Raw genomic sequence first — 22,913 nt, forward strand, 5'->3', positions numbered from 1 at the left:
CCGACCACCGCACGATCAGCTTCCGAACGATTTGAGGTAGACAATCACGGCCTCAACGTCGTCTGGCTTCCGGAGCCCTGCAAAAGACATTCGCGTGCCCTTCATGTAATCCTTGGGTTTCGTCAGGAAGGCCGCCATTTCCTCATCCGTCCAAACAAGGCCGGCTTCGGATGCGGCTTTCATCGCCTTGGAGTATTTGAACCCCTCGACCGATCCTGCATTGGCCCCGACTATTCCGTTCAAAGCCGGCCCGGTGCCGTGCTTTGCACCTTCACCAACCTGATGGCAGGCTTTGCACTTCTTGAAGACTTTCGCTCCGGCGGCAACCAGTTCCGTTGCTTCGTCGGTCTCTTCGGCCTCTTGAACGGCTGGCTCCGCAGCGGCTTCTTCCTCGGGCTTGGGTGCCGCTGCCGGAATGAACGACGGGCCGTCCGCAGTGAATGTCGGCAACCCCTCAACGGTGGCATCATTCATCACCGAGTTCGACCCACCTTCGGGCGGCGTCTCGACCAGAAAAACGGAACGCATCGTGACAGCGGACTCTGCCTTGCAGTTTTCCATGCAAGGCTCTTTGCGCCATTCGGCGTACTCGGTCTCGGGTCGTGTATCGACGACAAAACCGTCCTTATTGTACATCTCGAATTCGGCGAAGTTTTCGTTGCTCAGTTCGAAATCGTCATCCACCAAATCATTTGAATAAAGGATGTAGGCAACAATCGCATAGGTCTCATCTGCGGTCAAAGTGCCCGCCTCGCCAAATGGCATGGATCGGGAAATGTAATCCCAGGCTGTAGACAAATGCGGCCAGTAGGACCCGACGGTCTTCACGGGATCTTCGTTTGCAAGCGTGTCGAACCCACCGGCAAGAACGGGCCAGTTGTCCACACCTTCCGCGAACTCTCCGTGACATGACGCGCAGCGGTCGGCAAACACTTCTTCCCCGGTCCAAACGTCGCCCGATCCGACAGGCAAGCCCCGCCCGTCCGGCAAAACGTCAACGTCCCAGGCCGCGATCTCTTCTTCTAGCGCAGGCCGTCCAAGCCCATAGGTGCCCTCGTGGCTGGGCGCAGGTGCGGTCAGGTTCGCGCCATTCGCAACCCGTTCCGCTGCGGCGGCCTGAATTTCCTGAACTTTGAGCTCAAGCTGGGCTGCTCGTGCGGCTTCTGTCTTCGCTTTTTCCTGTGCGGCTGCTGCGTGGGCCTCAACCTGACCAATCCGGGTTTCCAAAATTTCGATCTTCGATTGGCCGAAGTTTCGGTTGGCGAACACCAACGCCCCCGCAAGCACCAACGCCGTGCCGCCGAATACGGGCAGGAAAACATGACTAAGAGACTTCGACATTCTCGGCGATCCCCTCTGCGCTTACGTACCACGTCTGGATACAGTTATTGTGATAGACCGAGTTCTCGCCGCGCTTTTCGCGCAGCTGGTCTTTGGTTGGCTGTACATAGCCGGTCTCATCCATTGCTCGGGCCTGTAGGAGCATGGGCGCCCCGTTCCAATTCGTGTCGAGATAGAAACGTGTCAAAGCCTTGGTGTCGCCCTGCTTGCCAAGGCGTGCTGTCTCCCACGTGATGCCGCCGTCCTTGGACACATCGACACGGGTAATCTGTCCGTGGCCTGACCATGCAAGCCCTGAAATCACCAGCGGCCCGGGCCCATGTTTGATCGGCATTTGCGGGCTGGGCGAGGTTATGACGGATTTCGCATCCATCACCCAAGTCCATTTCTGGGCCGTGCCATCGGAATAGACATCGGTGTATTTCGAAGTTTCTTCGCGGCTTTCGACCGCCCTGTCGACGACCTCGATCCGGCGCAGCCATTTGACCCACATGTTGCCTTCCCAGCCTGGCACGACCAGGCGCACAGGATAGCCATGTTCCATCCGCAGGGCCTCGCCATTTGCCTTGAAGGCCACCAACACATCATCCAGCGCTTTTTCCATCGGAATGGAGCGGCCATTGGACGACGCGTCCGCGCCCTCGACATAGACCCATTTGTCGGGCGAGATATCGGCGCCGGCCTCTTGCAACAGCGTGCGCAGCGGAACACCGGTGTATTCCATGTTGTGGATCATACCATGGGTGAATTGCACGCCGTTGAGCTGCGCGCCCGCCCACTCCATCCCGGTGTTCGCCGCGCATTCGCAGAAATACACGTGGTTTTCGCGCGGGAAACGTTCGATGTCGTCATACGTAAAGACAAGCGGGCGATCGACCAGCCCGTTGATCATCAGCCGATAGTCTTCCTTGCGCAGCTCGATTGCGCCCGAGTGATGCCGTTCAAAAGCACATCCCTGGGGTGTGATTGTGCCATCAAGCGCGTGGATCGGAGTAAAGTTGATCGACGAAATCGGAGAGGCGGTCAGCCATTCCACATTGCGGCGCACGACATGGGATTCATAGCTTATCGGCATGCCATAGGGTGTCTCGTCAACGCCTGCACCCGTGTAAGACGCCCAATCCTGAAGCTCTGTTATCAGGGGGTCGGGCGTTTCTGCCACTGCCGCACCTGCAACTGACCCCGCGGCGACCGCGGCACTGCCTTTCAGGAAGGCCCGGCGGGACGGTTTGAACGCGTCATCCATATCTCTTAGGTCTCCATCTGTTTCTTAGGCGCCGACGACATCGACGCTGGTGTTCTCTTGCACCGTTACGGTTCCAAGGTTGCGAATGTGGTTTTCGACGACATCCCAGATCGGCGGACCCTCGGTGCCTTCGTTGACGCTGGCCCAGCCGGCCACGACATAGGTTTTCGACGGATCAATCGCTTCACCTGTCTTGAGCAGGGTCATCTCGCTGATCCGCTGCCCTTGCGGCTTGTTCACATCGATGCGGTAGCCCAGCCCACCGACACGGACCATGTCGCCGCCCTGCTGGTAGTAGGGATCAGGGTTGAACAGGTTGTCGCCAACATCCTCGAGGATCACATGGATGAACTCTCCCGTCATTTCCGTGCGATAGGCATTCGGATATGACATCGAAGTGACGTTCCAGATGTCCTCGCGCGTGATCTCCTGCCCCGGCAGGATCGACGGCCCCCAACGAACACCGGGGGACATGGCAATGTCTGCCTCCCGCTCTTTGAGCAGGGCATCACAGATCAGGTCATCCCAGGTTCCGTTGAAATTGCCGCGACGATAGAGCAACGAGTCCGTTCTGCCGATCACTTCGCTAAGCGTCGCCTCATAGGGCGCGCGCTGCTCATCTATCAGGGCGGTGATCGCAGGATCCGGAGCGATAACATCAGAGAAGATCGGGATCAGCTTGTGCTTCAACCCCATCAACTGCCCATCCCGCACATCCAGATCCACGCGGCTGACGAACTTGCCGTTCGAGCCTGACGCGATGATATGCGTTTTGCCCACCAGAATCGGCTCGGGCAGCGCATCATGGGTGTGGCCACTGAGGATCACGTCGATCCCCTGCACCCGACCGGCCATTTTCTTGTCCACGTCAAAGCCGTTATGGCTGAGGACGACGACGACATCGGCACCGGCATCGCGAACCTCGTCGATCATTGCCTGCATGTTCTCATCCCGAATGCCGAAAGAGTATTCAGGGAACATCCAACCCGGGTTCGCAATTGGCATGTAAGGGAACGCCTGCCCGATCACGGCAACCTTTGCACCGCCCCGGTCAAAGAACTTGTAGGGCTTGAACAATTCCGCTGGTTCATCCCATTCGGCATCAAAAATGTTCTGACCCAAGGCGGCAAAGGGCAGCCCTTCGACGATTTCGTTGACTCTGTCGCTGCCCAGAGTGAACTCCCAATGAAAGGTCATTGCATCAGGTTTCAGCGCGTTCATGACATTGACCATGTCCTGACCAGCCGTCTGGTAACAGGTGTAAGACCCGTGCCAGGTATCGCCGCCATCCAAAAGCAGGGCATCGGGCCGGTCCGCACGGATGGCATTGATCACCGTCGAGACCCGGTCCAAACCACCGACCCGACCGTAGGTCTTTGCCAGGGCCGCAAAGTCGTCGTATGTCAGCGCATAGGCGGACGGGCTGCCATCCTCGATCCCGTAGGCCTTGCGGAATGCGGCCCCCGTGACGTGCGGCATCTGCCCTTTCGCCTCGCCGATACCCAGGTTTATCTCGGGTTCACGGAAGTAAATCGGTTTGAGTTGCGCGTGGATGTCAGTGACATGGATCAGGCTGATATTGCCAAAGGTCTCAAACTCCAGCAGTTGATCCTGCGTCAGACTTTGCTGCGCGGAAAGCCTGGCCCAATTGCCAAACCCGGACGCTCCGTACAGAGCCGATGCCGCCATTGAAACCTGCAAGAAGTCACGTCGAGAAATCATCTTTCGGCTTTCCTGTTACACATATAAATGTGTGAATGTTGCATTCTTGAAAAACCCGCGCCGGACATCGCCCACGCGGGTCGTTCGTTATTGGCGCACAGCCGGGGTTTCGACTGAAAGCCCGTTGCCACGCGAGGCAACGTAAAGCTCCAGCGCACGGAATTCGTCTGAACCTTCGGCAAAGGTTTCCGCCCGCGTATCACGAATACAACCGCGGAAACGATTGTGTCGCGAAATCAGCTTGGCCTGTTTCAAGCGATACGTCGGGAACCCGTTGATCATTCCCTGGCTCAGGTGATCTGCCCGGATCATGTTGCCCCAATTGTCTTCATGACAGTTGGCACAGCTCAGCTCCAACTGGCCATAGCGAGTATAGTACATTTCCTTGCCCTGTTCCCAATACGGGGCGGCATCACCGTCGATGGCAACGTTCATGGGCATCCCGCGTGACTGTAGTCCGATCAAAGCGACCATGCCCTGCATATCGCCGCCGGACCATTTCCAGGCATCGGCCTCCATGTGCTCGGTCCGGCACGCGTTGATCAGATCTTCCATGACCACCAGCTTGCCGGTTTCGGCATCAACCTTCGGCATGGAAGCCTGCAATCCCTTGAAGCTTTCCACCCCGTCGTGGCACGAGGCACAGCTTTTGCCGGCAGCCCCATCGACCGTCTCAAAAAGGTCAGCAGCCTGATCGACGAAGATCATCGCCGGATTGTCGAAATCATCGATCTGAAGGGCCTGGGTTTCATCCGTACGGAAATGCCAACCGGAATAGATCGTGTCCAGGTTTTCCAGATGCGCCGGCGCTTCGGTGACCGAGGTCATGTCCAGCTCGTCATTGATCACAAGATCGTCTTCGTCAGGTCCGGCCATTGCTGCCACTGGGAAAACCAGAACTGCCGCGATCGCCGTTAATGCCTTTGTATTCATTACGTTCCTCCCTTGGTGGACCAGCGCCAAACGTCATGTCCGGCGCTGATCTGCCTTAGTGGTCGAGCCGTCAGGCGATCTCGATCGATTTCTTCTCATCGTAGACAGAGCCGTCGTCATCGTACCAGGTGAACACGAACTCACCTGCCTCGGGCACGGTTGCCTCAAACTGGAAATACGGGTTGGTTGAGATTGCCGGCTCCATCGTCACATCGATCACCATTTCGCCGTTAAACTCACAGCTGAAACGGTTGATGATCGACCGAGGTATGACGTTGCCTTCTTTGTCCTTGCGCTGTCCGCTTTCCATCTTGTGGCTGATCAATGTCTTGATCGTGACGGTTTCGCCAGCTGCGGCTTTCTTGGGAACCTTGACGCGGGGTTTCACACCGGATGCCATTGGTTAGTCTCCTGTTCTTCGAGGCGCGCGTGGCTATCAGCCGCCGCAGCCGCCGATTGTCACTTTTACGGTCGCGGATGCCTTGGCAAAGCTGCCATCTGCCATCTTCGCCACGGCAATGACATCCTGCGTTCCGGCAAGGCGGATACGGGTTGAAGCAGCCTGTTCAGCGGCCAACGGGCCGAAGTTGAACGTTGCGACGCCCGGTTCGGGGTTGCCTGCTGCAACGATCAGAATCGACGCCGCACCCGGGGCGCTTACTTCGATCGGTACGGTGTTTCCGTTTTCGGCGATTTCAGGTGCCGTCAGTGTAACACCGCCGTCAGCCACATCCGCCCCACCGGTAAACGCGGCAATCGCATCCTCAGCGGCCGCATTTGCACGAAACGGCATCATTGTCAGGAACGCGGCGCCCAACCCAAGGGCCAGAGTTTCGCGGCGAGAGAGTTCCATTTTCAATCTCCTTTGAATCTTCGAAAAATCACGCTGGACAAGCGCGACTATTCCTCTTTCAGGGTTGCAAGAAACGCGACCACGTCTTCGATTTCCTGCGCTGTCAGGATCGACGTCAGAGGTTCGCTCGGGGCTTTGCCGGTATAGGCGTCGCCCGGGCGGATATAGCCGTCATCCTTGTAGAATGCCGGCATCACCGTGCCTTCGAACGTCATTTTCGCGTTTGCAACCAATCCGCGAAGCTCGGCCTCGGACCAACGATCACCGGCACCATCCAGCGCCGGGCCAACCTCGCCATGGAACGGAATATCGGCCAAAGCCGAGACCGCATGGCACGCCACGCAATTGCCTTTTGACTTGTCGCCAACGATCAGCGCGCCATTTGCCGCGTCACCGGCCGCGCCGGTCAACGAGACCTCTACGGCACCATATTCACCGTAGGTTACGTTTTTCGGGTCGGTATCCGCGGCGAACGCGGCACCCCCTGTCATTGCGCAGACCAATGTTAAGAGTCTCAGCTTCATGATCCCTCCCATTTGCTAACACGCCGACGGCGCTTTGCGACCCAAAGCATTTGTGTACCGTAGTCGACGAGGGCGGTCTGTCGCAACATTAAATTCATTACAATGAATTTTTTTATTTATATCCCCCGACCTCAGTCTTGCGAAACATTGTTTCGCTCCTGAATGCGCCGTGCGTGGTAACGCTGAAAATCTTCACCATTTTCAAGTTCGTACCGCTTTTCGAAGACCCAGGTGAACAGATCCATGGTTGTTCCTTTCGAAAACGCCCCCGGCATGACTGCAACCGCTGCATCAATGGCGGTGGCGTCCTCGGGAACCTCTTCCGGCAGAAATACAAGGGTCGGCGTAAACAGAATCCCCCATTTGCGCATCAGCGCTCTTTGCTCGCTCTCTTCCCCGTCAAAGTCGGTGGCCGTGGTGCTTCCGTGCAGATCCAGTTGGACGACAAAGAAGTTCTCTTCGATGTACGCCGCCAGGTCGGGCTGGGGGAAAACCTCTTCGTGCATTTTCTTGCAATAGATGCAGCCCTGTTGCTCGATAAACAAAACCAGGCGTTTGCCTTCATCTGACGCCTCTTCAAGATCCTCGCGAAGGTCTTTGAACGTGTCGCGCATCCACGGTGTTTTATGCAACCCGTCGTCGCCAAGCTCGGCGGCGGAAACCGCCACGCCCACCAAGCACGCCATCAAAACTGACAATGTTCGCTTCATGTTGTCCTCCCGAATTATCCGATGGTCGCAAGCCAGGGCATATGGTCCAGCATCCATTGAGCCACGCGATTGATCGAGTTGGTTGCGATCAGAGCGCCGAACAGAATCAACAGACAGCCCATGGCCTTCTCGATCAGAGGCAAATGCTTTCTGAACCGCGCCATCCACTGCATGAAGGGGCGCACCAAAAAGGCCGCCAGAACAAAGGGGGCGGTCATTCCCACCCCGTAAACGAATAGAAGCATCGCACCGCGCCAAGCCGTCTCGGTTCCGGCCGCCGTAAACAGGATTGCAGCAAGCACGGGCCCGACACAGGGCGTCCAGCCAAAAGCAAACGCCAATCCCAGAACATACGCACCAATCAGGCTCGGGTTTGATGTTTCACCGACATCTGCCCGAAACTGGCGATACAGGAATCCGATGCGAATCAGCCCCAGGAAATGCAAGCCCATCGCCATGATGATGGCCGCGGCAATCCAACGAAGGATATCGAAGTATTCGCGGATCATTTGACCGAATATCGAAGCCGTGGCTCCAAGGGCCATAAATATCGTTATGATCCCTGCTGCAAAAGCGATTGCAGAAAGCGCTGCCCTGCGGCGAACGTTCCCAGAAATGACTGAACTGGCAGAAATCTGCTCCATCCCGACACCCGCCAGGTAACTGAGGTAAAACGGCACAATCGGAAGGATGCACGGGGACAGAAATGACAACAGCCCTGCGACCAAAGCCCCTGCAAATGTGATGTCGAGCATGGTCAAACCCGTCCTGGCACGTTATCATTCATACATTCAAAGTAATAAAGATATGACGCTGCGGTCAATCGGAGCTTGAGATGCGCCACTTTTTCCTGCTTGTGCTTGCGGTCACGTTGCTTGTTTCGCCCCTGGCTTTACGGGCTGAAATGACGCTTCTGATGGCCGAAGAAGATGGGTGCATGTGGTGTGCCCGATGGGATTCCGAAATCTCGGGGATCTACCCGAAAACACAAGAAGGAGTTGCCGCCCCGCTTCAGCGTGTCGACATCCATGAATCCCTGCCGGATGGGATCACCCTAAAACGACCTCTCTACTACACTCCGACCTTTGTTTTGCTGGACAACGGCCAAGAAGTCGGCCGGATCGAAGGCTACCCCGGCGAAGACTTTTTCTGGGGGTTGTTGGGCGTGATGCTGCGTGACGCAGGGGTACAGGTTGAGACCTCTGGCTAATCGGCGGCAAATTACATAAACTGTTTTGAATGCGTGAAGCTGAGAAAGCGAGGCGATCCTTTTGGACAAACCATCGAAACTGCCGGTGTTCACAAAGGACATGTGTGCGGAAGATCTGGACCGAATGATGGAGAATGCCCAGACGGCATCAAACTTCCTGAAGGCCATCAGCCACGAGGGGCGTCTGATGATCTTGTGCTATCTGTCATCGGGTGAAAAGTCCGTCACCCAAATGGAAGAGATGCTGTCGGCGAGACAGGCCGCCGTATCCCAACAATTATCCCGACTGCGCTTTGAAGGCTTGGTCAAAACACGGCGCGAGGGTAAGACAATTTATTACAGATTGGCTGATGATCGTTCGACGCAAATTCTGGAAGTCGTTTACGATCTTTTCTGCCGGGAGACGTAGAAGCCGGTCAAGACGCCGCCAGCTTTGGGAGGAGACTGGCAATGTTCGAAGCATTGGGAGACGCAAATGCCGTTGCTCTGATCGGTTTGATTGGGGGCATCGCTTTGGGGCTGGCTGCACGCATCGGTCGCTTTTGCACGCTGGGTGCAATCGAAGACTTCCTTTACGCAGGCGATGATCGGCGACTTCGCATGTGGGCGGTTGCGATTGGCGTTGCGATTGTTGGATGCCATGCCGCCATGGCGTTCGGGTGGCTTGACCCTGTAGGAACACGCTACCTTGCCCAGACCTGGAACCCGATCGGTTCGATCGTGGGCGGCCTCATGTTCGGTTATGGAATGGCCATCAGCGGGAACTGCGGCTATGGGGCGCTGGCAAGGCTGGGAGGTGGCGACCTTCGATCCTTCGTCATCGTCCTGATCATGGGCCTTTCGGCGTATGTCGTAATGTCCGGCCCCCTGGCATATCTGCGGGTTTGGCTGTTTCCAGTGGAAATGGATATCAGCGCGCCCCAAAGCGTCAGCTTTCTAGCTGAACGGTTGACCTCTGTTCCGGCGTGGTTCGTCGGTTCTGCCGTCGGTGTCGTTTTGGTGGTCTTCGCTTTGGCGAACCAGCAGTTCCGCCGCACGCCAGCGCAGGTGTTCTGGGGATCTGTGGTTGGACTGGCGATCGTCTCGGGCTGGCTTGGCACAAACTGGGTAACAACCCACGGTTTTGACGGTGAGCCGGTGCAAACCCATACCTTCGCGGCACCCTTGGGTGACACGATATTCTATTTGATGACAGCGTCCGGAAACACTTTGTCTTTTGCCGTCGGATCAGTCTCGGGCGTTCTGATCGGCGCGTTTTTGGGGTCCTGGTCAAAGGGTCATTTTCGCTGGGAAGCCTGCGAAGATCCGCGCGAATTGAAACGGCAGATGCTGGGCGCGGCGATCATGGGCCCCGGAGCGATCATCGCAGTAGGTTGCAGCGTCGGACAAGGCATATCTGCCTTCTCACTTCTGGCCTACAGCGCGCCTGTGACATTCGCCGCGATCTTTGCAGGCGCGGCGCTTGGACTGAGACAACTCGTGTCCGGGCTGTCCTTCATTACCGAGCGCTGAGTTCTTAACACCACCATGCCTTATGCCAAAAAGGTGTCGGTCGCGCCGAGTAGCCCCACTTGAGTGGTCAGGCTTTGTTGGTTGGTACATGACCGGTCTTTTGGTTGATCTAAAGAATGGTTTGCGGCGCTCGCACCCGCAATGTCCCAGGGTCGGTCGAGAATTCTGCACAGCCCAATCGCATGCGTCACTCCGCAAAAGGCGGAACAGGAATCTTCAACGATCTTCAATGCCAAAAGAACCCAGCCTTTGAGCCGCAAGCCTTCAGGCAATCACGAGGCAGGTCTTGCCTCGGATAAACTATCAAAAAAGGCAACAAGGACTTCAGCAACCGTAGTTTCGGCTTTCTGACACATTGAAGACCTGCCAGCGAAAACGAGATTTGGTCGTCAGCAAGGACCCTGCAATCCCACAAGGCCACCGAGGCAAAAAAGCAATCACCGGACAGCCAGCCAAGTCTGCGATTTTTGAATTCTCTGCCCTGTCTGGCTGTACATGTTGCAGTCTTGGCCAGTGACACGCATTTCTTCGCAAAGCTTTCGTCAGCCCGAATGAATTAGCGCTTTTGCCAAGAACCGGCCTTAGTTCATGCCCAAGGCTTCTTTGTACATCTCGATGACAGCCTCTTGCTCGGCAATATCATCCTTATCTCTTTTTCTGAGAGAAATGATGCTGCGAAGAGCCTTCACATCGTAGCCGCGCGATTTACTCTCTGCGTACACTTCCTTTATTTGATCCGCGATGTCTTTCTTTTCCAATTCCAGGCGCTCGATACGCTCAACAAATTGGCGCAACTCCCCAGAGGTGACCTTGTAACTTGCTTCTGCTTCTTCCGACATGCTCATCCAATTCTTCCCAATTCTGGATCATCACCGCTAAGAGAATACAGTTCATACCTCGTGTATTCGCCTCAAGCTTTGGTTGCTACACACAAAACAGTTTTCGAGAGGTAGAAGCAACGACGTGCCCGGGCCGCGGCCATGGCTTCTTTCCGTTGTTCCACCAGGTTGTATTCACCGCATCCAGCCCCTCAAACCGTTCGATGAACTGGCACGGCTCATCGGCAGTCACGCGACAGTTGGGGGCAGCCTGATCTTTGATGATGCCTTCCATACGCGTCCGTCCCAAGGGCTGAAATCTGATGCAGGAAGCCGGATACAATGCCGCCGCCCGGGTCGCAAGCACCCAATCCCACACAATCCCCAAGCGCACTTGTACGGCGTGATCCGATCCGGTAAGCGCGGGGGTAGTTCACGAAGAGATGTAGGGCACCATGTTCGAATTCATCACTTGGGGCGGCGCAGCCCTTTCTCTGACCGGCCTCGCCGGCCTGATCTGGTGTATTCTTCGCGTGATGAAAGCGCGCAAGGCGGGTCTGTCAGACGACGAACTGCGCGCGACCGTTCAGGGCGTTTTGCCCTGGAACTTGGCGTCTTTGTTCCTGTCCGTCCTTGGATTGATGCTGGTCATCCTCGGGATATCCTTTGGATGACCACTTGTTTCAAATCGGCAAGTTGTCGAACTGCGCTTCCATAGCGTCTTCGCACAGGGCTGCATCCAGACGCCGCAGGCGGGACGGCACCTGCATCCCCTGCTGTCGCATACGGTCGACAACCTTGCTCACACTCGGCTGAAGCGCCAAACGCGTATCAAGGCACGCATTTCTGAGCTCTTGTTCAAGCCGTTCTGCTTCGGAATAAAGACTTGTCGATGTCATAATACCCTCCCAAGTGTCGCCAGTATCCCAGATATAGGTAACGGGAATAAGACCCGCTGATATTAACCTGAAATTGTGCGGGATATTGCCCAACACATTCGCGTTTTCGGCAATCCGGCGCGGATGGGCTAAAGTTTAAGCTGATTTAATCGTGAATGCCTTGACGCGCATCAAACACAGGTTCGATGTTGCATCACATTCCATTTTACATATATGATAATGACAACCGATACGGAGGAAATCATGACACCCGCAGTGAAAGCGTTTTTTGACGATCAAACCTTCACGGTGTCCTACGTTGTTCATGAACCGCAAGGGCGTGCTTGCGCCATCATCGACAGTGTTCTGGATTTCGATCATGCTTCGGGGCGCACAGAGACAAAATCGGCTGACGCAATCATCGACTTTGTGCGCGCGCATGATCTAAAGGTTGAGTGGATTCTGGAAAGCCACGTTCACGCCGATCACCTGTCTGCGGCCCCCTACTTGCAACAGGAACTGGGTGGCAAAATCGGAATTGGCGCTCAGATCGTCACAGTGCAGGACACGTTCGGCAAAGTCTTCAATGAAGGAACCGAGTTCCAGCGCGATGGCAGCCAGTTCGACGCCTTGTTTTCGGAGGGGGACAGTTTTCACATTGGGCAGATGCGCGGCGATGTACTTCATACCCCGGGCCATACCCCGGCCTGCTTGACCTATGTAATAGGCGACGCCGCCTTTGTAGGCGACACGCTGTTCATGCCGGATTTCGGCACGGCCCGCTGCGATTTTCCCGGAGGCTCCTCAGCCACACTGTTTGAATCGATCCAGAAAATCCTGTCGCTGCCGGACGAAACGCGCATCTTTGTCGGGCACGACTACAAAGCGCCGGGCCGAGATGAATATGCTTGGGAGACGACGGTAGGTGAACAGAAAGCGCTGAACGTCCATATCGGACAAGGACGCAGCATCGAAGAATTCGTGGAAATGCGTGACGCAAGGGACGCCACCCTTGCCATGCCGCGCCTGATCCTGCCCTCTTTGCAGGTCAATATGCGGGCGGGGCAAATGCCGCCTGCCGATGAGCAAGGCGATGTATTCCTGAAGCTGCCGGTGAACAAAATCTGACGCAAGTCAAGTCAATCAAAAAAGGATAATCCCACATGAACATCGAGTGGATCTGGGGGTTGTGCGGTGGCCTGCTGATTGGCCTGGGCGGAGCCGTGTACCTGCTTGGAAATGGCAGGATCATGGGTGCAAGCGGCATTTTGGGTGGCCTTGTCGACGGTGAGGCCCGCGACACCAAAGCCGAACGCCTGGCCTTCATCGCCGGATTGATCGGAATGCCGCTTCTGCTGCGGCCACTGATCGCCCCCGAGGCCCAAACGCATCTCACCAGCAATCTGGGCCTTGTTGTTGTGGCCGGGCTTCTGGTCGGTGTGGGAACGCGTATCGCTAATGGCTGCACGTCGGGTCACGGGGTCTGTGGCATCTCACGATTTTCTCTGCGCGGCATCGTGGCCACCGTATTCTATATCCTTGCCGGCGGAATGACCCTCGTTCTGCTGCGCCATGTTTGGGGGTTGATCTGATGCGCCTTTTGATTGCTTTGCTCGCAGGATCCCTGTTCGGTGCCGGATTGTTGATTTCGGGCATGACGGACACGACCAAGGTTCAGGGCTGGTTGGATGTTTTCGGAAACTGGGACCCGACCCTGGCCTTTGTGATGGGTGGCGCCATCCTGCCGATGCTTGTGGCCTGGAGGCTGACCTCCGGGCGCAAGGCTTTGACCGGAGGCGATTTTCCACCCCCTGCAAGGTCCGAGGTTGATCGCAGGCTCATCATCGGTTCCGTCCTGTTCGGAATGGGCTGGGGCTTGGCCGGGCTTTGCCCGGGGCCGGCGATGGCCTCGCTGACATATGGTGGTTTGGGTGGCTTGGTCTTCCTGATCGCGATGGTTGTAGGCATGTTCATCGCGCCAACGCTGGGGGCGCAACTGGACAGAGCCGCAAACGCGGCCTAAGGATTTGGCATGGAGATTCGACCGATCACGCCCCGCTATGCTGTCTCACCGCAGATCACGGTAGAAGACGTCCCGGCAATTGCCGAGGCAGGCTTCGTCAAGGTGATCTGCAACCGGCCCGATGTTGAGGTTCCCACGATCATGCAATCCGACGCGATCGGTGAAGCCGTCCGTGCGGCAGGCATGGAATACGAGGTGTTGGAGCTGACCCACCAGACCATGACGCCCGAGATTGCAAAGCAGCAGCGTGACCTGGCAGAAAGCTGCGATGGCCCGGTTCTAGCTTATTGCGCCTCGGGCACTCGGTGTTCGGTGGTCTGGGCCCTTGGTCAATGCGACCGCATGAGCACGGACGACATTCTGGCTGCCACGACAAATGCCGGGTATCAACTGGAAAACCTGCGCCCTGCCCTGGAACACTTCCGCAGCAAGGCAGACTAAACCCTATTCCGCGCCGGGATTCGTGTCGGCCGCGTCAAGGCCAGCCAGTTGCGAAATCTCTGCGACCATGCGTTCGGAATCGTTCAGTGACAGATCGTTGCCCGTCAGATCCAAACCCGCGTCCTCTATTTCCGGAGGCATGACATCCACCGCGCCGGAAACCGGTTCGACCAGGCCATCGTGCGGCTGCATTCTCCCTCGGCTTTCGATGAACCCCTGCGCTTCGTCCCCCGACAAGGCGGGCAGGGTCGAATGTTCGTTCAACCGAACGGCGCGCAACCCACCACATTGACCAAGGCGGCCAATGCCCGTTGGCTTTCGGTCGATGGTCAATATCTCAGTTCTGTCCAGGCGCGCGCCGCGCAATGGCAAAACACATCCAGGTTGAATCTCTGACAGATCGGACAGTGGCAGCGACATCCGGCACAAGACGGCGTTCAGTTCCGCCCGAACAACACCCGATGCCTGCTCAAGCCGGGGACCGGCCGGGTCCGAGACCTCCTCCGCCTTTTCCGGCGTGGCAGGATGCTCTGGAAGAAAGATCGAGATCTGTCCCTGCTGCGCCCCGCCGGCCAGATCAACCGTCAGATCGAAGACGCGGTATTCATCTTCAGTCATGGCCAACGACAAGCCGCGCGAATCTTTCGTACGTGCCGCGAACTCATATCCCGTCAGGCAGACCTCCTCGGCCGCAGCGTCTATGGAGCCGGCGGACAAGGTCAGAGCGGTTTCGATAAATGGCACCACCATGGCGGCGTCCGTATCCGTGAAGGCCCTTGGGGCGGGATCACCGGGCAGTACGTGACCGATGGTCTGGGTTTGCACAACGGCGGACACCACGTGCGGGCTCAGGCAAATCCCAGCGCGCGCCTCCGGCCCGTCAAACACCAACATCAGCCAATCCTGAGCGACTGATTCCACCATGTCATCCTGCGTGCGGTTGGCCTGTTTTGCCCCGATGACGGCCAAGGGAAGGTTCAATCGCTCACTTGCTGCCCGCGCAAACCCCAAGCGCAGCGCCCGCAGAACCGAACGCGGGCGATCGCCCAGATCTTTTCGTCCAACAGACAGTTTGCGCGCCAAAGCGGCGCTGACGGTTTGTGACATGGCGCCCGATCACCAGTTGCTTCAATAACTGGCTATTGGTTTACCCTGCCGAGCGTTACGAAGTTCTTTATGGCCGTGTCATTGCGCGGCCTGCTGGAAAGCCAAAGGCAAGCTGACCCGGAACGCCGCACCGCCCTGCCCGGGCAAATAGGTGATCTCACCGCCCAACCGTTGCATGATCTCGCGGCAAATGGCCAAGCCCAGACCTGCGCCCCCTGCCTTGTCGACCCCGACTCGGGCAAATTTCTCGAACACCATCGAACGCGCGCCGGGTGGAATGCCGCTGCCGTTGTCGATGAAATCGATGATGACCCTGCCGCCGACGTCGTGGGCTGAAATGACCAATACCGGATCTTCCGCGTCACAGTATTTCTGCGCGTTCGAGATCAGATTGATGAACACCTGCCCCAACCGGTCCAGATCCGTATGCAGGCGCATTCGCTCTGCCGTAAGAGTCCGCCGGACCATGATTTTCCGCTCTGCTCCGGCCAGTGCGCTGGACACCGCCCGGTCCAGAACCGAACGCAAACTGTCATCGCTGAGGTTCAGATTGACCTGCCCGTTTTCCAGCACGCTTAAGTCCAGCAGATCGTCGAGAAGCCGGGTCAGGCGCAAGGCCTCATCGTGAATGATTGCGGCATAGCGGGTCTGCTCCTCTCGGCTCAGGCCCTCTGTATCCCGCATGATCTCGGAAAACGCTCGGATCGAGGTCATCGGCGTGCGCAACTCGTGACTGACCTGGCTGAGGAAGCTGTCTTTTTGCTCGGAAATCTGCGTAAGCTTGGTGTTTGCTTCGCGCAATTGGCGCGCCGTACGGGACAATTCCGACGACTTCTCTTCCAACTTCCCCGAATACTCCAAAAGCTGGGCCGATTCATCCGCCACCGCCAGCAGATCTTCTACGGAAACTGAAGACCCACCGACGATTTGCGCAATCATCGCATGCGCCGTGGCGGTGCCGACCGACCCGCTCAACTCTCGCTCCAGCCGGTTCAGGAAACCCGGGGTCGGTTCCGGCATATGCGACCGGCCGCCCTGTTTTTCAGCCTCTGCCTGAAAGAACTCCTGCGCCGGCGCGGCGCCCAGAATACGCTGTGTCATGATCATCAGGTCTTCGCTTTGCGCCACCGAGCCGGACCAGCCACCGGGTGAAACCGAGTGATCGAAAACATTGACGAACTGCGCCCCCTGCAAACGCTCCAGAGGGCTGGGAAAGCTCAGAAGGGACGCTATGCAAAAGGCAATGGTGTTCAGGGACAGGGACCACATCACGGTATGGACCATCGGATCGATCCCTTCGATCCCGAACAGGGCATGAGGACGCAACCAGGCAAGGCCGAACAACCCATTCTGCATGACGGCTTCCGGCATCCACGGCGCGCCCATACCTGGCAACAACAGCGTATATATCCAAAGTGCGAAACCCACGCTCAACCCGACCAGCGCCCCTGTCCGGGTTGCTCCGCGCCAGAACAATCCCCCGACCAAAGCTGGCAGAATCTGTGAAATTCCGGCAAAGGCAATCAATCCGATCGAGGCCAGTGCCGCACCCCCACCGGACAACCGATAATAAAAGTATCCCAACGCCATGATCACGGCGATGGACACGCGGCGCGCAACCAGAACGATGCTGCGCACATCGCCCGAGACCGAGCCCGTACCCTCATGCGTGTTCAACCAAATGGGCATGACCACATGATTCGAAACCATCGTCGACAAGGCCATTGCGCTGACGATGACCATCGACGTTGCGGACGAAAACCCGCCGATAAAGGACAGCATGGCCAACCAGTCATTGCCCTGCGACAGCGGCACCGTCAGCACGAACAGGTCGGGATTGGCCCCCTCTGGCAACAGATCCAGACCAACGACGGCAATTGGCACGACAAAAAGGCTCATCAAAAGCAGATAGAGCGGAAACGCCCAGGCGGCGGTTCGCAGATGGCTTTCGTCATCATTTTCGACCACCATCACCTGAAACATGCGCGGCAGGCAGATAAAGGCCGCGGCGGACAGGAATATGAAAGTCGTCCAGCGCCCGGCGTCGACGTTCCACTGTCCGATTTCCGAGGCATCTATCCGCTCCATCATCGGGCCAACGCCACCGGCAATGCCCCACACCACGAAAACGCCCACGGCGATAAGAGCAAACAGTTTGACAACGGCCTCCACGGCGATGGCGGTGACCACACCGTGGTGACGCTCGTTCACGTCCAGGTTGCGCGTGCCGAAAAGAATTGCGAACACGGCAAGCCCCGCTGCCATCCAGAATACGCTGGACCCTTCGCGATACAGACCCGATGGATCGGCTTCGGCGAAAATCGAAAAGGACAGGGTGATCGATTGCAACTGGAGCGCGATGTAGGGTGTCCCGCCAAGCACGGCAAGAACGGTCACACACACGGCAAGCGTGTTCGACTTGCCATAGCGCGATGACAACAGGTCCGCGATCGAGGTCACCCGCTGACTGCGCCCGACCCTCACCAGTTTGCGCAGTCCCCACCACCAACTGACCATCACCAGGGTTGGGCCAAGGTAAATCGTTACAAACTCCAACCCGGACCGCGCGGCATTGCCCACCGCACCATAGAACGTCCATGCCGTGCAATAGATCGACAGCGACAAGGTATAGATCAGGGGAGACCGCAGCCACTTGCCCCGCCCTGCCGCAGCCATCCGGTCAGCGGCGAAAGCCACGGCGAACAAGAAGATGACATAGCCAAGGCAGACCAGGATCAGCGTGTTAATGGTTGCCATCACTCAGCGTCCGCGTCTTGATCCTCGCGCACGCCCAAACGGCGGGCGGCAATTCCAAAAACCAACCCAACCACGATCAGAGCGCCCCAGCAGATAAAGATGTAATACATTGCCGAAGACAAGGGGACAGCCTCGCCCTTGCCGGGCTGATCGGGCCACAGCAACGGAAGCGCCAGCAGAGCCGCCCCCAAGAACGGCAGCAGCCGCGCCGCATCTGCCAGCCTACGTCGGCGATAGCTTTGACGTTCGAGAAAAAGCGAGGGGCGTGCGCCCTGTGGTGCGCCCTTTTTGCCCTCGCCAGACATCATATTCGCGTCGCCTGCGCGTGAAGATCGCGCACGGCCGTCAGAACTTCGGCATTGGAAAACGGTTTGGTCATGAAACGGCTGACACCAGCGTTTTCCGCCATTTCCCTGTCGCGCGATTGACCGCGCGCCGTCAGCATCAAAACCGGCAAACCTGCCAGCTCTTCCATCTCTCGGATGTCCCGCAGGATATCCATGCCGCTCTTGCCCGGCAGCATGACGTCCAGAATTACCAGATCGGGCTGTGCCGTCTGAATCACCTGAACGGCATCCGTGCCATCGCCATGCGTGTCCACCTGCCATCCCTCTCGGGTCAGCAGAAACCGGATTGCCTCGGCAATGTTCGGCTCGTCCTCGATCAACAGAACCTTACGGCTCATATTTTCAGTTCCTCCCCAAGACCGTTCCTCCATCCTCAGATCGGTCCCCGCCAGATTAAGCCTTCTGTCGGGAAAGTGTCAAAAGCCTTCGCTCAAAATCGACGGTTCGCGGCGGGCCTTGCAAGCATTGCTGGGACAGACGCGGCAGTTCGGCCCGACTTGCGTGACCGGAGCGTCACCTGCTGCCTCGTTGCCCGAACGGACCAGCATAACCGAGCGATAAACGGGATCCTGATCATACCCCAATACCGCATAAGGCCAAGCATAGGCGAAACATTCGAATTCAGCCGGGGTCCGCCCCAACTGGACAACCTGCTTGCGCACCGGAACAAGTGGGCGGCTCAAAGCCGTGAACAACGGCCACAGCGGGCAAACCTCACCATGCCGCGCCAAAGCAAAGCCCGGAATCGGCTTGATGAACAATATGCTGCCGGATGCATCGCACAGCACCATGCCAACCGGCTGCGGCAACACGTCATCGGGTATGAACGCCAATCGACGCAGAACGGTGGCGACGTCCACGGAAAAGCGATAAGCCAACGCGATGGGATCCGTGTCGCCTTTTTGCAGGCTCGATCGAAGCGCATCCAGCGGCAATGCGATTGCATCATCGCGATACATCTTCAGAACTTCACGCGCCACAGTTCGGGCAGCCGACGTGTTGAGACTGCTCAGATCAACGGCATCCACGTCCTCGCCCTGTTCCAATTCCGGAAAACTGTACCTGCGGGATTCGAAGAACGCTTCGACCTCTTCAAGCGGAACACCGCGCGGATCAATTGACGAGTCGCTTTCGTCCAGAAAGGTTACAAGTGCCTTTGAACTGCCGGCCAGCCGCTCTGCATCCTGGTGCAGGTTTTTGTGAAACCGCTCTCGCCACTCTGCCTCGATGTCCTCTGTGTCTGCAAGAATTGCCGCTGTTGAACGAATCGCCGCCGCCGTTGACAGCACTTCGTGCATTGATGCCGCAAGATGCGGGTCATGAGTCAGCCGGTCCGACAATATCTCGACATTCCGCTCAAGCGAAACAACCCGGCGGTGCATCTGCGTAAGAACTCCGGCCCATCCGGGAAAGCGCCCGGCAAATTCCTCCAGCCCGTCCACTTCGGCCTGCTGCCCGACGGCGTCATCCGCCGCCTCCCGCAGGGCCGACACAAGGGTTGCCTCGATCCCCTGTGTCAGGACAGAGGGTTCGACGGAAAGCGCAGACGCTATATCCACCAGCAATTTGCCACCGATCCGGCGGCGGTTATGTTCGATCAAATTCAAGTAGGACGCGGATATCCCGGCAAGGCGGGCAAGTTCCGCCTGCCGAAGCCCGGCAATCTGCCGTCTTTCCCGAATACGGCTTCCCGTCAACATATCACGCATGATCGTATTCTCCTGACCAGGATTCAGCCTCTTTTTTCAGAACATATCATGGGTTTCGTTGGTTTACCGAGATATTATCAAACCATGTTTACAACCTTAACAAAGGCGACAGCCGCCAATGCGCATCAATGGCCACAAGAAACCGCATCTCCCCTTCAATTCCGCGTGGTTTCCCGGCACGATAAGCAGATGAGTGACCCCGCCTTTGAATATGCACCGATCGGGCTTGTTGAACTGGAAAACCGGATCATCAGACGCTGCAATCTGCAATTCGCCCGCACTTTCGGCGGGGAAGAGGCCGATTACCGCAACATGCCGCTGTTGCATCTCTATCCCTCGGTCGCGGATTGGGAGAGGATCGGGGAACGCAGCCTGCAAGTGATGCGAGACACCGGGTACTACACGGATGAACGCGTCATGCGGCGGCGCAATGGCGATCTGTTCTGGTGCCGCGCACGTGGCCGCTCTTTGACGCCCGATGACCCGTTCCGCCATGGAATCTGGAGCTTTTCCGACATCTCGGAAGAACGTCCCCTTGTCGAATTGACCGTTCGAGAACGCGAAGTGGCGATCCTGTCCTGCCGTGGCCTGTCCGCCAAGGAAATCGGTGCCGAACTGGGCCTGAGTTACCGCACAATCGAAGCCTATCGCGCCCGACTGCTTGAGAAATTCGGCGCCCGCAAACTGTCCGAGCTTGTCGCCAAATTGTCAGGGATGCCTCTGTAACCTGTCCGCCCCTTTAAATTATACGGGATTCCCGCCTGTGATGGTGCGAGTCGGCGCTTTTCATGCACCGCCGCTTAGCCTATAACCCTGCGTAATTTGATCAGAGCCCGCAAGAAACAGACGGGCCAAAGGGGAACCGTCGAGGACACTCATGACAGACACCAAACACGAAGCGGATGTGGCATTCATCAAGGCTCTGGCCGAGTTGCTGCGTGACAATGACCTGACCGAATTGCAGGTCAAGCGCGAATATGGCGAGGAGGACAGCCTGAACGTGCGCGTAAGCCGCATGACACAGGCCGCAGCCGCACCAGTTCAGGTTGCCGTCCCTGCGGCAGCACCAGCTCCTGCCGCTGCTGCTGCGGCTGCGCCTGCCGTGGCCGAAGCCCCGGCTGCTCAGGAAGATCCGGCCAGCCACCCTGGCGCGGTGACCTCACCCATGGTTGGAACCGTCTACATGCAGCCCGAGCCCGGCGCGCCCGCGTTTATCTCGGTCGGCGCTTCCGTGTCCGAAGGCGACACGCTGCTGATCGTCGAAGCGATGAAGACCATGAACCACATCCACGCGCCCAAATCGGGCACGATCAAGCGTGTTCTGGTCGGCGATGGCGACGCTGTGGAATTCGGTACACCTCTGGTCATCATCGAGTAAGGCGGGCCCATGTTCGACAAGATCCTGATTGCCAACCGAGGCGAGATCGCCCTGCGCGTCATCCGCGCCGCCCGCGAGATGGGGATTAAGACGGTAGCCGTCCACTCCACCGCGGACAGCGACGCAATGCATGTGCGCATGGCGGACGAATCGGTCTGCATCGGCCCCCCGCCCAGCCCCCAAAGCTACCTGTCCGTGCCCGCGATCATTTCGGCCTGTGAAATCACCGGTGCGCAGGCGATCCACCCTGGCTATGGCTTCCTGTCCGAGAATGCCGAGTTCGTGCAGATCGTCGAAGATCACGGCATCACGTTCATCGGCCCCACCGCGGAACACATCCGCGTCATGGGCGACAAGATTACGGCCAAGGACACGATGAAGGCTCTGGGCGTGCCTTGCGTGCCGGGATCAGACGGCGGCGTGCCGGATCTTGCGACGGCCAAGAAGATCGGTGAGGAATTCGGCTATCCGGTCATCATCAAGGCTACCGCAGGCGGCGGTGGTCGCGGCATGAAAGTTGCGATGAACGCTGACGAAATGGAAAGCGCCTTCATGACTGCGCGGGCCGAGGGCAAGGCCGCTTTTGGCAATGACGAAGTCTATATCGAGAAATACCTGACCACGCCGCGCCATATCGAAATTCAGGTGTTTGGCGACGGTAAAGGCAAGGCTGTTCATCTGGGCGAACGGGATTGTTCGCTTCAGCGGCGCCACCAGAAGGTGTTCGAAGAGGCCCCCGGCCCCTGCATAACACCCGAAGAACGCGCCAGGATCGGAAAGATCTGCGCGGATGCGGTCGCGAAAATCAACTATATCGGTGCCGGCACCATCGAGTTCCTCTACGAAAATGGCGAGTTCTATTTCATCGAAATGAACACTCGACTTCAGGTGGAACACCCAGTCACCGAAGGTATCTTTGGCGTCGATCTGGTGCGCGAACAAATCCTTGTCGCAGCGGGTGAGCCGATGTCGTTCGGTCAGGACGATCTGGAAATCAACGGCCACGCCATCGAGGTTCGGATCAACGCCGAAAAGCTGCCAAATTTCTCGCCCTGCCCCGGCAAGATCACCGCGTACCACGCGCCGGGGGGCCTTGGCGTTCGAATGGACTCGGCTCTCTATGACGGGTATTCGATTCCACCCTATTATGACTCTCTGATCGCCAAGCTGATCGTGCAGGGCCGTGACCGGGCCGAAGCGCTGGCCCGACTGGAACGCGCACTGGGGGAATTGATTGTCGACGGTATCGATACCACGGTCCCTCTGTTCCACGCACTGTTGCAGGAACCCGATCTGCGCAGCGGCGACTACAACATCCACTGGCTGGAGCGCTGGCTTGCGGAGAACATGGAACAATAGTCACCAAGGACCGGAGGGCCCCTGCCCTCCGGTTGCCTCATACCT

Annotated in this window: 27 protein-coding genes; 11 read left to right on the plus strand and 16 right to left on the minus strand. The window is 57.6% G+C overall.

Annotation, left to right across the window (positions count from 1 at the left end):
* Positions 1-15 precede the first annotated feature (15 nt).
* The 9 genes from GS620_RS12680 to GS620_RS12720 all read right to left on the minus strand — a co-directional run bounded on the left by GS620_RS12680 (position 16) and on the right by GS620_RS12720 (position 8,084).
* The gene (locus GS620_RS12680; RefSeq protein WP_171363800.1) at positions 16-1,341 is read right to left on the minus strand and encodes a c-type cytochrome; all 1,326 of its coding nucleotides are present in this window, start codon (positions 1,339-1,341) and stop codon (positions 16-18) included.
* Positions 1,325-2,587: a sulfite dehydrogenase gene (gene soxC / locus GS620_RS12685; protein WP_171616190.1), complete on the minus strand. Its 1,263-nt coding sequence runs from the start codon at positions 2,585-2,587 to the stop codon at positions 1,325-1,327. The genes GS620_RS12680 and soxC overlap by 17 nt, the downstream gene beginning before the upstream one ends.
* 24 nt (positions 2,588-2,611) lie before the next feature.
* Positions 2,612-4,309, minus strand: a complete 1,698-nt coding sequence (soxB, locus tag GS620_RS12690; protein ID WP_171616192.1) for a thiosulfohydrolase SoxB — start codon at positions 4,307-4,309, stop codon at positions 2,612-2,614.
* Positions 4,310-4,396: 87 nt separating this feature from the next.
* On the minus strand, positions 4,397-5,242 hold the full coding sequence (soxA, locus tag GS620_RS12695; protein ID WP_171207067.1) for a sulfur oxidation c-type cytochrome SoxA: 846 nt from the start codon (positions 5,240-5,242) through the stop codon (positions 4,397-4,399).
* Positions 5,243-5,312: 70 nt separating this feature from the next.
* Entirely contained in the window at positions 5,313-5,642 is a 330-nt protein-coding gene (gene soxZ / locus GS620_RS12700) for a thiosulfate oxidation carrier complex protein SoxZ (RefSeq protein ID WP_171207066.1), read from the minus strand.
* A 36-nt stretch (positions 5,643-5,678) separates the two neighbouring features.
* Positions 5,679-6,095, minus strand: coding sequence for a thiosulfate oxidation carrier protein SoxY (gene soxY, locus GS620_RS12705; protein WP_152457370.1), 417 nt, complete (start codon positions 6,093-6,095; stop codon positions 5,679-5,681).
* Positions 6,096-6,142: 47 nt separating this feature from the next.
* Positions 6,143-6,619, minus strand: coding sequence for a sulfur oxidation c-type cytochrome SoxX (gene soxX, locus GS620_RS12710; protein ID WP_171330255.1), 477 nt, complete (start codon positions 6,617-6,619; stop codon positions 6,143-6,145).
* Positions 6,620-6,750: 131 nt separating this feature from the next.
* Positions 6,751-7,329, minus strand: coding sequence for a thioredoxin family protein (locus tag GS620_RS12715; RefSeq protein ID WP_171330254.1), 579 nt, complete (start codon positions 7,327-7,329; stop codon positions 6,751-6,753).
* A 14-nt stretch (positions 7,330-7,343) separates the two neighbouring features.
* Positions 7,344-8,084, minus strand: coding sequence for a cytochrome c biogenesis CcdA family protein (locus GS620_RS12720; protein WP_171616194.1), 741 nt, complete (start codon positions 8,082-8,084; stop codon positions 7,344-7,346).
* 80 nt (positions 8,085-8,164) lie between these two features.
* Between GS620_RS12720 and GS620_RS12725 the strand changes: the two genes are divergently transcribed.
* From GS620_RS12725 to GS620_RS12735, 3 genes are all read left to right on the plus strand, one after another.
* On the plus strand, positions 8,165-8,539 hold the full coding sequence (locus tag GS620_RS12725) for a hypothetical protein (protein WP_152457366.1): 375 nt from the start codon (positions 8,165-8,167) through the stop codon (positions 8,537-8,539).
* A 100-nt stretch (positions 8,540-8,639) separates the two neighbouring features.
* A complete protein-coding gene (locus GS620_RS12730) occupies positions 8,640-8,948 on the plus strand; it encodes a metalloregulator ArsR/SmtB family transcription factor (RefSeq protein ID WP_152459831.1) in 309 nt (102 codons plus the stop codon).
* A gap of 41 nt (positions 8,949-8,989) precedes the next feature.
* Entirely contained in the window at positions 8,990-10,051 is a 1,062-nt protein-coding gene (locus GS620_RS12735; RefSeq protein WP_171172628.1) for a YeeE/YedE family protein, read from the plus strand.
* Positions 10,052-10,632: 581 nt separating this feature from the next.
* On the opposite strand, the gene GS620_RS12740 is transcribed toward GS620_RS12735, so the two are convergent.
* The gene (locus GS620_RS12740; RefSeq protein WP_152457363.1) at positions 10,633-10,896 is read right to left on the minus strand and encodes a DUF2312 domain-containing protein; all 264 of its coding nucleotides are present in this window, start codon (positions 10,894-10,896) and stop codon (positions 10,633-10,635) included.
* 428 nt (positions 10,897-11,324) lie between these two features.
* Between GS620_RS12740 and GS620_RS12745 the strand changes: the two genes are divergently transcribed.
* A complete protein-coding gene (locus tag GS620_RS12745; RefSeq protein ID WP_171117671.1) occupies positions 11,325-11,543 on the plus strand; it encodes a hypothetical protein in 219 nt (72 codons plus the stop codon).
* A 9-nt stretch (positions 11,544-11,552) separates the two neighbouring features.
* Here GS620_RS12745 and GS620_RS12750 read toward each other — a convergent pair whose 3' ends face one another.
* Positions 11,553-11,768 (minus strand): hypothetical protein, encoded by a 216-nt coding sequence (locus GS620_RS12750; RefSeq protein WP_152457361.1) that lies wholly within the window; start codon positions 11,766-11,768, stop codon positions 11,553-11,555.
* A gap of 243 nt (positions 11,769-12,011) precedes the next feature.
* Here GS620_RS12750 and GS620_RS12755 point away from each other — a divergent pair, with 243 nt between their 5' ends.
* Genes GS620_RS12755 through GS620_RS12770 form a run of 4 tightly spaced genes read left to right on the plus strand, consistent with a single transcriptional unit; the run spans position 12,012 to position 14,211 of the window.
* Positions 12,012-12,875 (plus strand): MBL fold metallo-hydrolase, encoded by an 864-nt coding sequence (locus GS620_RS12755; protein WP_152457360.1) that lies wholly within the window; start codon positions 12,012-12,014, stop codon positions 12,873-12,875.
* Positions 12,876-12,910: 35 nt separating this feature from the next.
* A complete protein-coding gene (locus tag GS620_RS12760) occupies positions 12,911-13,339 on the plus strand; it encodes a YeeE/YedE family protein (protein WP_152457359.1) in 429 nt (142 codons plus the stop codon).
* The gene (locus GS620_RS12765; RefSeq protein ID WP_171616197.1) at positions 13,339-13,770 is read left to right on the plus strand and encodes a DUF6691 family protein; all 432 of its coding nucleotides are present in this window, start codon (positions 13,339-13,341) and stop codon (positions 13,768-13,770) included. The genes GS620_RS12760 and GS620_RS12765 overlap by 1 nt, the downstream gene beginning before the upstream one ends.
* Before the next feature lie 9 nt (positions 13,771-13,779).
* Positions 13,780-14,211, plus strand: coding sequence for a TIGR01244 family sulfur transferase (locus GS620_RS12770; RefSeq protein ID WP_171330248.1), 432 nt, complete (start codon positions 13,780-13,782; stop codon positions 14,209-14,211).
* A gap of 3 nt (positions 14,212-14,214) precedes the next feature.
* Here the strand turns inward: GS620_RS12770 and GS620_RS12775 are convergent, their stop codons facing one another.
* From GS620_RS12775 to GS620_RS12795, 5 genes are all read right to left on the minus strand, one after another.
* On the minus strand, positions 14,215-15,318 hold the full coding sequence (locus tag GS620_RS12775; RefSeq protein WP_171616198.1) for a FliM/FliN family flagellar motor C-terminal domain-containing protein: 1,104 nt from the start codon (positions 15,316-15,318) through the stop codon (positions 14,215-14,217).
* 78 nt (positions 15,319-15,396) lie between these two features.
* Positions 15,397-18,075: a sensor histidine kinase gene (locus GS620_RS12780; protein WP_171117658.1), complete on the minus strand. Its 2,679-nt coding sequence runs from the start codon at positions 18,073-18,075 to the stop codon at positions 15,397-15,399.
* Positions 18,075-18,383, minus strand: a complete 309-nt coding sequence (locus GS620_RS12785; RefSeq protein WP_253282543.1) for a hypothetical protein — start codon at positions 18,381-18,383, stop codon at positions 18,075-18,077. The genes GS620_RS12780 and GS620_RS12785 overlap by 1 nt, the downstream gene beginning before the upstream one ends.
* On the minus strand, positions 18,380-18,760 hold the full coding sequence (locus GS620_RS12790) for a response regulator transcription factor (RefSeq protein WP_171616200.1): 381 nt from the start codon (positions 18,758-18,760) through the stop codon (positions 18,380-18,382). The genes GS620_RS12785 and GS620_RS12790 overlap by 4 nt, the downstream gene beginning before the upstream one ends.
* 78 nt (positions 18,761-18,838) lie before the next feature.
* The gene (locus GS620_RS12795) at positions 18,839-20,131 is read right to left on the minus strand and encodes a helix-turn-helix domain-containing protein (protein ID WP_171616202.1); all 1,293 of its coding nucleotides are present in this window, start codon (positions 20,129-20,131) and stop codon (positions 18,839-18,841) included.
* A gap of 189 nt (positions 20,132-20,320) precedes the next feature.
* Here GS620_RS12795 and GS620_RS12800 point away from each other — a divergent pair, with 189 nt between their 5' ends.
* The 3 genes from GS620_RS12800 (at position 20,321) to accC (ending at position 22,868) form a co-directional block, all read left to right on the plus strand.
* Positions 20,321-20,857, plus strand: a complete 537-nt coding sequence (locus tag GS620_RS12800) for a LuxR C-terminal-related transcriptional regulator (RefSeq protein WP_152457352.1) — start codon at positions 20,321-20,323, stop codon at positions 20,855-20,857.
* A 151-nt stretch (positions 20,858-21,008) separates the two neighbouring features.
* Positions 21,009-21,509 carry an acetyl-CoA carboxylase biotin carboxyl carrier protein gene (gene accB, locus GS620_RS12805; protein WP_152457351.1) on the plus strand — a complete coding sequence of 167 codons (501 nt, stop codon included), beginning with the start codon at positions 21,009-21,011 and terminating at the stop codon, positions 21,507-21,509.
* A gap of 9 nt (positions 21,510-21,518) precedes the next feature.
* Positions 21,519-22,868: an acetyl-CoA carboxylase biotin carboxylase subunit gene (gene accC, locus GS620_RS12810; RefSeq protein ID WP_171117652.1), complete on the plus strand. Its 1,350-nt coding sequence runs from the start codon at positions 21,519-21,521 to the stop codon at positions 22,866-22,868.
* The last annotated feature ends 45 nt before the right edge of the window (positions 22,869-22,913 follow it).

The organism is Ruegeria sp. HKCCD6428 (assembly GCF_013110595.1).
GTDB lineage: Bacteria > Pseudomonadota > Alphaproteobacteria > Rhodobacterales > Rhodobacteraceae > Ruegeria.